11 protein-coding genes are annotated in these 14,378 nt (G+C 55.7%); 2 read left to right on the top strand and 9 right to left on the bottom strand.

Annotated elements, in window-relative coordinates; translation table 11 throughout:
• Window positions 1–165: 165 nt before the first annotated feature.
• The 9 genes from sucD to sdhC form a co-directional block, all read right to left on the bottom strand.
• The gene (gene sucD, locus NCG89_RS00450) at window positions 166–1,038 is read right to left on the bottom strand and encodes a succinate--CoA ligase subunit alpha (RefSeq protein ID WP_251087810.1); all 873 of its coding nucleotides are present in this window, start codon (window positions 1,036–1,038) and stop codon (window positions 166–168) included.
• Window positions 1,038–2,204, bottom strand: a complete 1,167-nt coding sequence (sucC, locus tag NCG89_RS00445; protein ID WP_251087809.1) for an ADP-forming succinate--CoA ligase subunit beta — start codon at window positions 2,202–2,204, stop codon at window positions 1,038–1,040. Before sucC ends, sucD begins: the two co-directional genes overlap by 1 nt.
• A gap of 139 nt (window positions 2,205–2,343) precedes the next feature.
• The gene (gene lpdA, locus NCG89_RS00440) at window positions 2,344–3,780 is read right to left on the bottom strand and encodes a dihydrolipoyl dehydrogenase (RefSeq protein WP_251087808.1); all 1,437 of its coding nucleotides are present in this window, start codon (window positions 3,778–3,780) and stop codon (window positions 2,344–2,346) included.
• A 76-nt stretch (window positions 3,781–3,856) separates the two neighbouring features.
• Entirely contained in the window at window positions 3,857–5,071 is a 1,215-nt protein-coding gene (gene odhB / locus NCG89_RS00435; RefSeq protein WP_251087807.1) for a 2-oxoglutarate dehydrogenase complex dihydrolipoyllysine-residue succinyltransferase, read from the bottom strand.
• A gap of 65 nt (window positions 5,072–5,136) precedes the next feature.
• The gene (locus NCG89_RS00430) at window positions 5,137–7,974 is read right to left on the bottom strand and encodes a 2-oxoglutarate dehydrogenase E1 component (RefSeq protein WP_251087806.1); all 2,838 of its coding nucleotides are present in this window, start codon (window positions 7,972–7,974) and stop codon (window positions 5,137–5,139) included.
• Window positions 7,975–8,237: 263 nt separating this feature from the next.
• Window positions 8,238–8,954, bottom strand: a complete 717-nt coding sequence (locus NCG89_RS00425) for a succinate dehydrogenase iron-sulfur subunit (RefSeq protein WP_251087805.1) — start codon at window positions 8,952–8,954, stop codon at window positions 8,238–8,240.
• Between the two features lie 17 nt (window positions 8,955–8,971).
• Window positions 8,972–10,744, bottom strand: a complete 1,773-nt coding sequence (gene sdhA / locus NCG89_RS00420; RefSeq protein WP_251087804.1) for a succinate dehydrogenase flavoprotein subunit — start codon at window positions 10,742–10,744, stop codon at window positions 8,972–8,974.
• Between the two features lie 3 nt (window positions 10,745–10,747).
• On the bottom strand, window positions 10,748–11,116 hold the full coding sequence (gene sdhD, locus NCG89_RS00415; protein WP_251087803.1) for a succinate dehydrogenase, hydrophobic membrane anchor protein: 369 nt from the start codon (window positions 11,114–11,116) through the stop codon (window positions 10,748–10,750).
• The gene (gene sdhC, locus NCG89_RS00410) at window positions 11,110–11,484 is read right to left on the bottom strand and encodes a succinate dehydrogenase, cytochrome b556 subunit (protein WP_251087802.1); all 375 of its coding nucleotides are present in this window, start codon (window positions 11,482–11,484) and stop codon (window positions 11,110–11,112) included. Before sdhC ends, sdhD begins: the two co-directional genes overlap by 7 nt.
• A gap of 547 nt (window positions 11,485–12,031) precedes the next feature.
• Between sdhC and gltA the strand changes: the two genes are divergently transcribed.
• Entirely contained in the window at window positions 12,032–13,315 is a 1,284-nt protein-coding gene (gene gltA / locus NCG89_RS00405) for a citrate synthase (protein WP_251087801.1), read from the top strand.
• Window positions 13,316–13,524: 209 nt separating this feature from the next.
• The gene (locus NCG89_RS00400) at window positions 13,525–14,310 is read left to right on the top strand and encodes a glucose 1-dehydrogenase (protein ID WP_251087800.1); all 786 of its coding nucleotides are present in this window, start codon (window positions 13,525–13,527) and stop codon (window positions 14,308–14,310) included.
• Window positions 14,311–14,378 lie beyond the last annotated feature (68 nt).

The following is a 14,378-nucleotide window of genomic DNA, read 5'->3' as shown; positions in this document are numbered from 1 at the left end:
ACAGCCAGATGTTAGCAGTGATTACAAAAACTGGGCAAGCATCCATACCTAGCAGCTACACCTAGCACCAACACCAGACACCAGCACCAGAACGCCCATGCGGAAACTCAATTTTCGGGCACAAAAAAGGCGGCCTAAGCCGCCTTTTTTGAAGCAGAACCGACCTTACCAGCCAGTTACTTCTTTCAGTGCGTCACCAATTTGTGCCAGGGAGCGCACGGTTTTAACACCGGCATCTTCCAACGCAGCAAATTTTTCATCTGCGGTGCCTTTACCACCGGAAATAATCGCACCGGCGTGGCCCATACGCTTGCCTGGAGGTGCAGTCACACCAGCAATGTAGGAAACCACAGGCTTGGTTACGTTAGCCTTGATGTAAGCGGCGGCCTCTTCCTCGGCGCTACCACCGATTTCACCGATCATGACAATGGCCTCGGTGCCGGGGTCTTGCTCAAACATCGCCAGAATGTCGATGAAGTTAGAACCGGGAATCGGGTCACCACCAATGCCCACACAAGTGGACTGGCCGAAACCGTAGTCAGTTGTCTGCTTAACCGCTTCGTAAGTCAGGGTACCGGAGCGAGATACGATACCGACCTTGCCGGGCAGGTGAATGTGGCCAGGCATAATGCCAATTTTGCACTCACCGGGGGTGATCACACCGGGGCAGTTTGGACCAATCAGGCGTACGCCGAGCTCGTCGCACTTCACTTTACACTCGAGCATATCCATAACAGGGATGTGCTCGGTGATGCATACGATCAGTTTGATGCCAGCGTTAGCTGCTTCAAGGATAGAATCCTTACAGAATGCGGCGGGAACGTAGATCACAGAGGCTTCTGCGCCGGTTGCGTCGACTGCGTCCTGAACCGTGTTGAATACGGGCAGACCCAGGTGCTCAGTACCGCCCTTACCGGGGGTTACACCGCCAACCATTTTGGTGCCGTAGGCAATCGCTTGCTCAGAGTGGAAAGTCCCCTGACCGCCAGTAAAGCCCTGACAGATTACCTTGGTGTCTTTATTGATCAGAATAGCCATTATTTACCCTCCGCTGCTTTTACAGCCTGCTGGGCAGCGTCGGTGAGGCTGGTAGCGGCAATGATGGCCAGGCCAGACTCAGACAGCAATTTGGAACCCAGTTCAGCATTGTTACCTTCGAGGCGCACAACAACAGGAACGCTGACGCCCACTTCTTTTACCGCGCCGATGATACCCTCGGCAATCAGGTCACAACGGACGATACCGCCGAAGATATTGACCAGAACGGCTTTCACTTTGCTGTCTTCGAGGATGATTTTGAACGCTTCAGTTACACGCTCTTTGGTTGCACCACCGCCTACGTCGAGGAAGTTTGCAGGGAAACCGCCGTGCAGGGACACGATGTCCATGGTACCCATCGCCAAACCGGCGCCGTTAACCATGCAGCCGATGTTGCCAGTCAGGGCAACGTAGTTCAGGTCCCACTCTGCAGCGCGCGCTTCACGGGCGTCGTCCTGGGACGGATCGTGCATCGCTTGCAGGTCTTTGTGACGGTAAATTGCATTGCCGTCGATAACCACTTTGGCGTCCAGGCAATGCAGGTTGCCTTCACTGGTGATAACCAGCGGGTTGATTTCCAGCAGGGCCAGGTCTTTTTCCTGGAACATTTTTGCCAGGCCCAGGAAGATGCTGACGAACTGCTTTACCTGAGCGGGGTTCAGACCCAGTTTGAAGGCCAGCTCGCGGCCCTGGTAAGGCTGCGCGCCTGTCAGGGGATCAATGGTCGCCTTGAGGATTTTCTCAGGGGTCTCTTCAGCAACTTTCTCGATCTCAACACCACCTTCGGTGGAGGCCATGAAAACGATGCGGCGGCTGCCACGGTCAACAACGGCACCGAGGTACAGTTCTTTGTCGATGTCAGTGCAGGACTCAACCAGAATTTTAGACACTGGCTGACCGTTTTCATCAGTCTGATAGGTCACCAGGTTCTTGCCCAGCCATTTTTCGGCGAAGGCTTTGATCTCGTCTTTGCTGTCAACCAGCTTTACGCCGCCAGCTTTGCCGCGACCACCGGCGTGAACCTGGGCTTTTACAACCCATTTGTCACCGCCAATTTTGTCTGCCGCCGCTGCGGCCTCTTCCGGGGTATCACAGGCGTAGCCCTTAGAAACAGGCAGCCCGTATTCAGCAAACAGTTGTTTGCCCTGGTACTCGTGAAGGTTCATGTTGGATTTACCATCTCGGTCTGTGGAAGTGTTATGCGGGGTACAACCTGTCAGTGTTTTGACCCGCTCCCTCTGCACATTGCGCTAGCGCGCAAATTTCGGGAGCTCATTTTCCCGAAATTCGCACACCACCGCAAATCTATTTCCGCTTCTTGCGGTTTGGAATATGAATGGCGTGGCCACTGACGGCAAGAGCCGCTTCGTGGACAGCTTCAGACAGAGTCGGGTGACCGAAGACGGTCAAGCCAATATCCTCTGCGGAGGAGCCAAACTCCATGGCGATAACCACTTGCTGAATCAAGTCAGCCGCACTGGGGCCAATAATGTGGCAGCCCAGAATGCGGTCTGTTTCCGCGTGGGCAATCATTTTTACCAGGCCGCCAGTGTCGTTTGCCGCCATCGCCCGGCCACTGGCCGAAAACGGAAAGGAACCCACGTTGTAGGGAACGCCATCCGCCTTCAGCGCCTCTTCGGTCAAACCGACCATGGCAATTTCAGGGTGGGTATAAATGATCGATGGGATGCAGTCGTAATTCATGGTGACTTTTTGCCCGGCAATACGCTCCGCCACCATCACGCCCTCTTCTGAGCCTTTGTGGGCCAGCATGGGGCCGCGAACGATATCGCCCACCGCGTAAACGCCGGGAGCATCGGTCTCGCAGTAATCGTTAACGAAGATAAAGCCGCGCTCGTCCAGGTTAACACCGCAGTCTGCCGAAAGCAGGTTGGTGCTCAGGGGCTTGCGACCCACGCAGACGATCAACTTATCGAAGGTCTCCGACTTTTCCTCGTCTGCCTGGGTGTAGGTCACCTTCACCTTGCCGCGACTGGCTTTGGCTTCGGTTACTCGCGCGCCGAGGCGAATATCCAGGCCCTGCTTTTTGAAGACCTTACCGGCCTCCTTCGCAATCTGCTGGTCCATGGCGGGCAGGAAGGTATCCAGCGCCTCGAGCAACACCACTTCGCTGCCCAGCCGAGACCATACGCTGCCCAACTCCAGACCGATAACACCTGCACCGATCACGCCCAGTTTCTTGGGCACCGCATCGAACTCCAGGGCGCCAGTAGAATCGACGATGGTGTTGCCATCGAGGGGCGCGGGGGGAATTTCAACGGGCACCGAGCCCGCCGCGATGATCACGTGCTCGGCTTCCAGTGTGGTCACCTTGCCGTCGGGGTCGGTCACTTCGACCTTTTTGCCCGCCAGCAACTTTCCGGTACCTTCAATACCGGTAACGCCATTGGCCTGAAACAGGCCGCCGATACCGGTGGTAAGCTGCTTCACAATCGCGTCTTTGCGCTTGATCATGGCTGGCACATCCATCTCCACCTTGCCGGTGCTGATGCCGTGCACGTCAAAATCCGCCTTTGCCTCGTGGTATTTGTGGCTGCTATCGAGCAGTGCCTTGGAGGGAATACAGCCCACGTTGAGACAGGTACCGCCAAAGGCGACCTGCCCGGCCTTGCCTTTGTTCTTTTCAATACATGCCGTCTTCAGGCCCAGCTGGGCGGCGCGAATTGCGGCAACATAACCCGCAGGACCGGAACCGATTACTACTACGTCAAACTTCGCCATTGCATCATCCTGTTTTCTGTATCAGCGGCGGTGGTCTATCCACCGCCATGCGTTCAGTCGCTATCAGCGCCGGAGATCAGACCTCAAGCAGAATTCGGGCCGGATCTTCAAGCAGGTCTTTGATAGCCACCAGGAATTGCACCGCATCTTTACCATCGAGCAAACGGTGATCGTAGGACAGCGCCAAGTACATCATCGGCAAAATTTCCACTTTGCCATTCACCGCCATCGGCCGCTCTTGGATTTTGTGCATACCCAGAATGGCAGTTTGCGGCGGGTTCAAAATGGGGGTAGAGATCAGTGAGCCAAATACGCCGCCGTTGGTAATGGTGAAGGTACCGCCGGTCATGTCTTCGATACCCAGCTTGCCGTCCCGGGCGCGCAGACCAAACTCACGAACCTTGTCTTCGATTTGCGCCAGGCTCATGTTATCGGCATCGCGCAGTACGGGAACCACCAGACCTTTATCGGTAGACACAGCAACACCAACATCCTGGTAGCCGTGGTAAACCACATCACCACCATCGATAGAGGCGTTCACCACCGGGAAGCGCTTCAGTGCTTCACAAGCGGCTTTAACAAAGAAGCCCATAAAGCCCAGACGGGTGCCGTTGTGCGTCTTTTCAAACAGCTCTTTGTACTGGCTGCGCAGTTCCATCACGGGCTGCATGTTGACCTCGTTAAAGGTGGTCAACATCGCTGTGTTCTGAGAGGCGTCCAGCAGGCGCTCAGCAATGCGGGCCCGGAGGCGAGTCATCGGCACGCGCTTTTCAACCCGGTCACCGGCAGGAATATCCACTGCAGCAGACGGTGCCGGTGCGGCCGATTTGGCAGCAGCGGGCGCGGGGCTAGCCGCCGCGGCGGCGGGCTTGTGATTGAGAACATCTTCTTTTGTGATCAAACCGCCCTTGCCTGTCGCCTTGATTTGGCTGGCGTCCAGACCCTGCTCATCAATCATCTTACGGGCAGCGGGGCTTGCCTTGAGCTCACCTTCAGCAGCCGGAGCTTGTTCCGGTTCAGCCGCTTTCTCAGGCGCCGACGCACTGGCGGCAGCGCCCTCTTCAAACACGGCTACCACCTCATCACTGAGAACGGTATCACCTTCCTGCTTGAGAATTTCCTTCAACACGCCGTCGGCAGGCGCAACAACTTCGAGCACCACTTTGTCGGTTTCAATATCGACGAGGGGCTCATCCCGGCTGACAGCCTCACCCACTTGTTTGTGCCAGGTGGCAATGGTGCCATCGGCCACAGATTCTGGAAAAGTAGGGGCTTTAATGTCTGTACTCATCTTCTATCCTGTCGTATGGGTCGCTGCAATATCGTTAGAATGTGGAGAAATAAACCATCGAGGCCCTAGAGTTTCAGGGCCTCGGTGATGAACTTCTGCTGCTGCTCAATGTGAAGGGCCATGTAGCCCGCCGCCGGTGAGGCCGACGGTTCCCGACCAACATAGCCCAAAAGCAGGTTTTTCTCTGGCTTGAAGCTACGGATTACCCGGGCCATGCGATGGCGACTGTTGTACCAGGCGCCCTGGTTGCGAGGCTCTTCCTGACACCACACCACCTTCTTCAGATTGGGGTATTGGGCAATCACCGCGCGCAGATCGTCGTAGGGGAAGGGATAAATCTGCTCCAGACGAACAATGGCAATGGAATCTTTGCCGTGCTCCCGACGGGCATCACGCAAGTCGTAATAAACCTTGCCGCAACACAAAATCAGGCGGGTCACCTTGGATTTGTCGAGGTTGTCGGTTTCATCGATCACACTCTGGAACTGGCCGCTATGCAACTCTTCCAGGGTAGAAATCGCTTCTTTGTGGCGCAGCAAACTCTTCGGCGACATCACTACCAATGGCCGACGCAGCGGCCGTACCACCTGCCGCCGCAGCATGTGGTACACCTGAGCTGGTGTTGATGGCACGCAAACCTGAATATTGTGCTCGGCGCACAATTGCAAGAAGCGCTCAAGACGCGCTGAGGAGTGCTCAGGCCCCTGCCCTTCATAGCCGTGGGGCAGCAGCATGGTGAGGCCACACAGGCGCCCCCACTTGAGCTCACCACTGCTAATAAACTGGTCGATAACCACCTGGGCACCGTTGGCGAAATCACCGAACTGGGCTTCCCAGATTACCAGGGCATTGGGGCGGGTAGTCGCGTAGCCGTATTCAAAGGCCAACACAGCCTCTTCCGACAGCAGCGAATCATAGATGGCAAAATCTGCCTGATCTTCAGCAAGATTTTGCAGGGGCACATAGCGCTCACCGTCTTTCTGGTTGTGAATCACCGCATGGCGGTGGGAGAAGGTCCCCCGTCCCACGTCCTGACCAGTGATCCGCACATGGCTGCCCTGCTTGAGCAAGGTCGCATAGGCCAGCGTCTCGGCAAAGCCCCAGTTGATCGGCATGGCGCCAACGGCCATTTTTGCGCGATCTTCATAAATCTTGGCCACCTGGCGCTGAACACTGATCCCTTCCGGAATCCGGTTGGCACCGTCGGCGGCCTCTTTGAGCAGCTTGGCATCGATCCGGGTGTCACCTGGTACATCCCAGGCGTGCCCCAAGTAGGGCGACCAGTCGACGAACAATTCTTTATTCGGCTCTTTCACCAGGCTCTTGGCCACGTGCTCGCCATTGTCCAAGGCCTGACGGTAGTCGTCGGCCAGCGCGCTCGCATAGTCACTAGTGATCACCCCAGCATCAACCAGCTTTTGCACGTACAGCGCGCAGGTGGTCTTCTGCTTGGAAATCTTGGAGTACATCAACGGCTGGGTGCCCGAGGGCTCATCGGCCTCATTGTGGCCGCGACGGCGATAACAGACCAGATCCACTACCACGTCTTTCTTGAATTCTTGACGGAAATCTGCGGCCAGCTGGCTGACAAACAGCACCGCTTCGGGATCGTCGCCGTTGACGTGGAAAATCGGCGCCTGAACCATCTTGGCAACGTCGGTACAGTACTCAGTGGACCGGGCGTCATCCTGGCGGCTGGTGGTAAAACCGACCTGGTTGTTGATCACGATGTGGATTGTGCCACCGGTCTTGTACGCCCGGGTCTGGGACATCTGGAAGGTTTCCATGACCACACCCTGACCAGCAAAAGCGGCGTCACCGTGCAGCACGATGGGTACCACTTTGTCGCCCACTGGGTCATTGCGTCGATCTTGACGGGCCCGCACTGAGCCCTCAACGACGGGTGAAACGATTTCCAGGTGAGACGGGTTAAAGGCCAGCGCCAAGTGGACTTCACCGCCCGGGGTCATCACATTGGAAGAGAAACCCTGGTGGTATTTAACGTCTGCAGAACCCTGATATTTGACCTTGCCTTCAAATTCGTCGAACAGCTCGGCGGGGTTTTTCCCCAGAATGTTGACCAGCAGATTCAAACGACCCCGGTGGGCCATGCCGATCACCATTTCCTTGGCGCCGTAGGAGCCGGCCCGTTGAATGACGGCGTCCATCATCGGAATAAGGCTTTCGCCCCCTTCCAGACCAAAGCGCTTGGTACCCGGGTACTTCGAGCCCAAGGATTTTTCCAGGCCTTCCGCCGCGGTCAGCCGCTCCAGCAAATGCTGGCGAGCCTCGAGACTGTATTCTGGTTGGGAGCGTACGCTCTCCATACGCTGCTGAATCCACGCCCGCTCACGGGTGTCGACAATGTGCATGAATTCGGCACCGATGGATCGGCAGTAGGTGTCACGAATTGCTTGGTAGATTTCCCGGAGGGTGGCACTGTCTTTGCCAATATAGAGGCTGCCGGTTTGGAATACGGTATCCAGGTCGGCTTCAGTCAGCTGATGATATTGCAATTCGAGATCGGGTACTCGCGGGCGCTGCCACAAACCGAGGGGGTCGAGCTGGGCCTCCTGATGGCCCCGCTGGCGATAGGCGCTGACCAGCTGGATGACTCTAACCTGCTTGCGTTCGTGCTCGCTGATTTCACCACCACTTGCTGCACCATTCACCCGCACAGATGAGCGGGCCAACTTGGCAAAGTGTTGTTGAATAGGACTGTGGGGAATATCGTTGAGGGTCTGCTCGCTGGAACGCGGCAATTGCTGGAAATAGCTGCGCCATTCTTCCGGAACGGCATTGGGATCAGTGAGGTAAGTTTCGTAAAGAGCTTCGACGTAGCTCGCATTACCACCTGAAATATGGGAGCTTTTCCATAGCAGCTCCATTGACGCTTTCTGCATTCTTGTCCACCTAAAAGCGAGGGAAGTGGCCGCCTGAATGGCGCCGGGCCCGATAAGGCTCGACCCACCCTGCCTGGTCTTACCGCATTAGTGTATGCGGCAGACTCCAGTGTTACCACAGGGAACGCCCATTCCCTTCAATACGTTATATGCTCGTTTAGTGCCGGTAAGCACCGAGTTGTATTCATTGCGGCGCCCGATACTGCCAGGCGCCCAAGGACACATTTGCGCAGATTAAATTTCCCGAAAAATCGGGCGGAATATCAGGTTGCCCTGCTCAGCAACATATTCCGGATGTGGCCAATTGCCTTGGTGGGATTGAGTCCCTTGGGGCAAACATTGACGCAATTCTGAATGCCGTGACAGCGGAATACACTGAACGGATCATCCAGCTCGGCCAAACGCTGTTCGGTCGCCGTGTCCCGGCTGTCTGCCAGAAAACGGTAGGCCTGCAGCAGACCACTCGGACCGATAAAGCGATCCGGGTTCCACCAGAAAGACGGACAGGCAGTAGAACAGCACGCACACAGAATACACTCGTACAGGCCGTCCAGCTTTTCACGCTCTTCGGGTGATTGCAGACGCTCGATTGCGGGCGCCGGCGTGTTATTGATCAAGAACGGTTTGATCTTCTCGTACTGCTTGTAGAACAAGCTCATGTCGATGATCAGGTCGCGAATGACCGGCAGACCAGGCAGTGGGCGCAGCACCAGGGTGTTGCCGCCTTTGCCATTTTTCAGGGCCTCGGAAATTGGCGTGATACAGGCAAGACCGTTCTTGCCGTTAATGTTCATACCGTCGGAGCCACACACACCTTCGCGGCAGCTGCGGCGGTAGGTCAGAGACGGATCCTGAGCCTTGAGCAGCTCAAGTACGTCCAGCACCATCAGGTCTTTGCCACCGGTGTCGATCTCGGTGTCCTGCATATAGGGCTCTTGATCGACTTCGGGATTGTAACGATAGAGGCTGACTTTCAACATTTTCTCTCTCCCCTAAATCAGTAGGTGCGTACTTTGGGCGCAAAAGCTTCGCGGGTCTTCGGTGCGAAATTCACCGCACGCTTGCCGACACGCTTTTCACCGGGGAAATACATGGAGTGGCACAGCCAGTTTTCGTCATCGCGGTCCTGGAAGTCCTCACGCGCATGGGCACCACGGCTCTCTTTGCGCTCTTCAGCAGCAATGGCGGTCGCTTCAGCCACTTCGAACAGGTTGTGCAGTTCCAGGGCTTCGATCCGCGCTGTGTTGTACGCGTTGCTCTTGTCTTCCAGATGCGCATTTTCAATGCGGCCACGCAGATCAGCCAGCTTCTTGACGCCTTCCTGCATGAAGTCGCCCTTGCGGAATACACCGAAGTGATTCTGCATGACGCTTTGCAGCTCGGCGCGCAATGCGGAAACTTTCTCGCCGCCTGAGGTGTTGTTCACCTTGTTCAGACGCGACATGGCTTGTTCAACATCGCTCTCGGACGCGTCGCGCATGTCGATGCCTTCACGCAGGGCCTTCTCAATGAACAGACCAGATGCGCGACCGAACACCACCAGATCCAGCAGCGAGTTACCACCGAGGCGATTAGCGCCGTGAACCGATACACAGGCAACTTCACCACAGGCATACAGTCCGGGGATCACCACGTCATTGCCGTTGGCATCAACGGTCAGGGCCTGGCCGTGAATATTGGTGGGAATACCACCCATCATATAGTGACAGGTCGGGATAACCGGAATGGGCTCTTTGACCGGGTCAGCGTGGGCAAAGGTCCGGGACAGCTCACAGATACCGGGCAGACGGCTCTCCAGAACCTCTTCGCCCAGGTGATCCAGTTTCAGGTAAACGTGATCACCATTGGGACCACAACCGCGGCCTTCAATAATCTCCAGGGTCATGGAGCGGGCAACCACATCGCGGCCCGCCAGGTCTTTTGCGTTGGGCGCATAACGCTCCATAAAGCGTTCGCCGTCCTTGTTTACCAGGTAACCGCCTTCACCGCGGCAGCCTTCGGTGACCAGAACACCCGCGCCGGCAATACCGGTGGGGTGAAATTGCCACATTTCAATGTCCTGCACCGGGAAGCCTGCACGCAGGGCCATGCCGATACCGTCGCCAGTATTGATGTGGGCGTTGGTAGTAGATTGATAGATACGACCTGCGCCGCCGGTGGCGAAAACAGTGGCCTTGGATTTGACGTGGACCACTTCCCCGGTTTCGATGCAGATTGCGATAACACCCACAACCGCGCCGTCCTGGTTCTTCACCAGATCAGTGGCATACCACTCATTGAAGAAGACGGTGTTATTCTTCAGGTTGCCCTGATACAGCGTGTGCAGCAGTGCGTGACCAGTACGGTCAGCCGCCGCGCAAGTGCGGGCAGCCTGACCGCCCTCACCGAAATTTTTGGATTGCCCACCGAAAGGACGCTGATAAATTCGGCCTTCTTCAGTACGGGAGAACGGCAGACCCATGTGGTCCAGCTCAAACACCGCCTCGGGACCCACGCTGCACATATACTCGATGGCGTCCTGGTCGCCGATATAGTCGGAACCCTTAACCGTGTCATACATATGCCACTGCCACTGGTCGTTCGGGTCGTTACTGGCAATCGCGCAAGTAATACCACCCTGAGCCGACACCGTGTGCGAGCGCGTTGGGAAGACTTTGGAAATAACGGCGGTCTTGTAACCAGACTGGGCCAACTGCAGTGCCGCGCGCATACCCGCGCCGCCACCGCCAACAATTACGCCATCAAACGAAATAGTACGAATAGTAGACATCTATTACCCCCACAGAATCTTCATACCCCAAACGAGGTACGTAAACAGAACGACAGCCGATGCAGCTTGAAATGCCAGACGCAGAACCAATCCGCGCCCACCCATCAAGCGTTCTGTCAGATAATCTGTAGAGACAGCCCACAAACCGATCCACGCATGGGAGACGACTGAGAGCACTGCTGCAGTGCTAAACACCTTCATAAAGGTAGAATCGAAAAAGCCTTTCCAGGTAGCGTAATCGAGCCCGCTGCCATTCATGACCAGATAACCACCCACTACAATCAAGTAGGCCAACAAGACAACACCGCTGACCCGCTGAATCAACCAATCGGCGACGCCGCTGCGTCCAAAGCTTGTAACTGCCTTTACCATACCCACAACCCCGTCAAAATGACCATTGCTGCCGTAACCGCCAACACCAGTTTGGAACCGGTCTCGCCGCCCTTCATGGATTCACCAATACCAGCGTCCATAATCAGGTGTTTTACACCCGCCGCAGCGTGATAGCTCAGGCCCACCAATACGGCCCAGACAACCAACTTGCCCCAAAAAGAAGACAGGCACTGCTTAGCTTGAGCAAAGCCCTCTGGGCCGCTGAGACTTGTGCCCAACAGCCAAATCAGCACGGCCATGCCGGCTACCAGAAATACGCCACTGGCGCGATGCAGAATTGAGGTATATGCGGTGATCGGCAGAGCGATCGTCCCGATATCCAGATTCACAGGTCGTTTATCGTTCACGGTTTGTCACACTTTTGTTTTGAAGCCCAGAAACACAGGCGGTTAAAAGGAAGTGGATCAAGCAAAACCGGGCCTCTCCAACCCGGATTTCTTCCACGAGGCAAGAGCGCGAGACTCCAGAAGAAACGCCGCGCATTATAGGGCCATCGAATGGCAATTACAAACGACAAGCGTCAGGGAAATGGCCTTGAAATCATGCTTATTTCAACCGCTTAAGCGATTATCGTGCACCGTTTTTGTGCCTTTATCGAATTGTGCGAATGTTGACACAAATCACTTAACGCACCACAACAACGCACAAATAAGCAAGAATCCAAATAGCAATTCCTTCTCCCGGCGACTCAGGCTAAAATGCGCGTCTCGTTGACAAAAGCAGCGAGCACTCTATATTTGTCAGTCCTTCAAAGGGTCACTGCGGCCGCCTATCCCACGCGGCACATTCGCAGCCCCCAGGGCTTCCAAAGTTGGCATCCGCGCCACCGCGCAGACGTCCAGACGGCGGAAGACAAGCCAAAAGCTAGTTCACAAGGTACAGGAGCCCGTCACAATGAGCGATAAGAAAGCCAGTCTGAACATCGATGGTAAAACGCTGGAATTAGATGTTTTCTCTGGCACTATTGGTCCAGATGTAATTGAAGTCGGCCCACTGACGGGCAACGGTTATTTCACCTACGATCCGGGTTTTGTGTCCACCGCAGCCTGCGAATCCAAAATCACCTACATTGACGGTAACCAGGGCGTGCTGCTTCACGGCGGCTATCCCATCGAGCAGCTTGCTGAGCACTCCGACTACCTCGAAACCTGCTACCTGCTCCTCTACGGCGAACTGCCCACCAGCACTCAAAAAGACGCCTTCGTCAATAAAGTCCGCATGCACACCATGGTCAACGACCAAATGAGCACCTTTTTCAAAGGCTTCCGCCGGGATGCTCACCCCATGGCCATCATGTGTGGCGTTGTCGGCGCCCTGTCCGCCTTCTACCATGACTCGCTGGACATTGCCGACGAGCAACACCGTCAAATCTCGGCCATTCGCCTGATTGCGAAAATGCCTACCCTGGCGGCAATGACCTACAAATACACCATCGGTCAGCCCTTCATGTACCCGCAGAATCACCTCAGCTACTCTGAGAACTTCCTGCACATGATGTTCGGCAACCCCTGCGAGCCCAGCAACGTCAATCCAGTTCTGGCCAAAGCCATGGACAAGATCTTCCTGCTCCACGCCGACCACGAGCAGAACGCCTCCACGTCCACCGTACGTCTGGCCGGCTCCACTGGCGCCAACCCCTTTGCCTGTATCTCAGCAGGCATCGCTGCACTTTGGGGACCGTCTCACGGCGGCGCCAACGAGGCGGTACTGGACATGCTGATGGAGATCGGCGATGAGTCACGCATTGACGAATTTGTCGCCCGCGCCAAAGACAAAAACGATCCGTTCCGCCTGATGGGCTTCGGCCACCGGGTTTACAAGAACTTTGACCCGCGCGCCAAAGTCATGAAAGAAGCTGCCGACGAAGTACTGGCAGAACTGGGCATGGAAAACGAACCCCTGCTGAAAATTGCCAAGCGCCTGGAGCAAATTGCGCTGGAAGACGACTACTTCGTCGAGAAGAAGCTGTACCCGAATGTCGACTTCTACTCCGGCATCATCCTCAAGGCCATTGGTATTCCAGTGAGCATGTTCACCGTGATCTTCGCCCTGGGCCGTACCCCGGGTTGGATTGCCCACTGGAACGAAATGATCAGCGGCAGCTACCGCATCGGCCGTCCACGCCAGCTTTACACTGGCCCAGCACAACGGGATTTTGTCCCACTGGACAAGCGCTAATCGCGACACAGACGTTTCTCAGGCCGCTATCTCAGCGGCCTTTTTTTGCCTGTGGAATCGACGCGCTGCCGAGTGACACCTCGCGCCGCCCTTACATCGCAATCAGCACATCCCGCAATGCGCGTATTCCCCAATTCCCCTTTAGAATTCACCCATGCAGTGACACTCAGCGCTCACATATCTAACCGACCGGAGATCAGCTCCTGCCCATGGAATGCTCGCATCGCCTGACCAATAAGCTCGCCGTCATTACGGGAGGCGCCCGCGGTATCGGCGCGGCCATTGCGCGGCGATTTGTGGAAGAAGGCGCCGTGGTCATCGTTACTGATGTGCTTGATGAGCAAGGTCAGGCGCTGTGCGATGAACTGGGTGAACAGGCCAGATATCACCATTTAGACGTTAGCGATGCGAGCCAATGGCAGACATTGATGAACTTTGCCCGCCGTCTGGGCAAGGTGGAAATCCTGATAAACAATGCAGCCATTTTGCACATCAACAGTATCGACGATACCAGCGAAACGGATTTTATGCGGGTCGTTCAGGTCAACCAGCTGGGTACCTTTCTCGGGATGAAAGCGGTACTGGCAGATATGAAGCAGGCCGGTGGCGGCAATATCATCAACATCTCTTCCATCGACGGTTTGCAGGCAAAAAACGGAATTGCCGCCTACAGTGCGACCAAGTGGGCAATGCGAGGCCTGACCAAAACGGCCGCTATCGAGTTTGGTAAATTTAATATTCGCGTTAACAGCATTCACCCCGGCGGCATTTATACGGCAATGCACGGCGCCACGAAGGAAGGTGAGTTGCCCGACGAAAATATGACTGGCTTTTACAAGTATCACCCGCTACCCAGGGTGGGTATGCCCATTGAAGTTGCCAATATGGCGGTTTTTGTAGCCTCTGACGAGTGCAGCTACTCCACCGGCGCAGAATTTGTGCTCGACGGCGGCTGGCATGCAGGAATGCGAATTAACGCTTTGCCCGGATGTTAGCGCCGGTTAACACCCGTCTGTTGTGACTATAAATCCGGCAATTCAATAACGAAGAAAGAGGTCGGGTA

Origin of the sequence: Spongiibacter taiwanensis, assembly GCF_023702635.1 — a bacterium.
Taxonomy (GTDB): domain Bacteria; phylum Pseudomonadota; class Gammaproteobacteria; order Pseudomonadales; family Spongiibacteraceae; genus Spongiibacter; species Spongiibacter taiwanensis.
The sequence above is the reverse complement of the archived record's forward strand: the minus strand, read 5'-3'. Positions and strand labels throughout refer to the sequence as shown.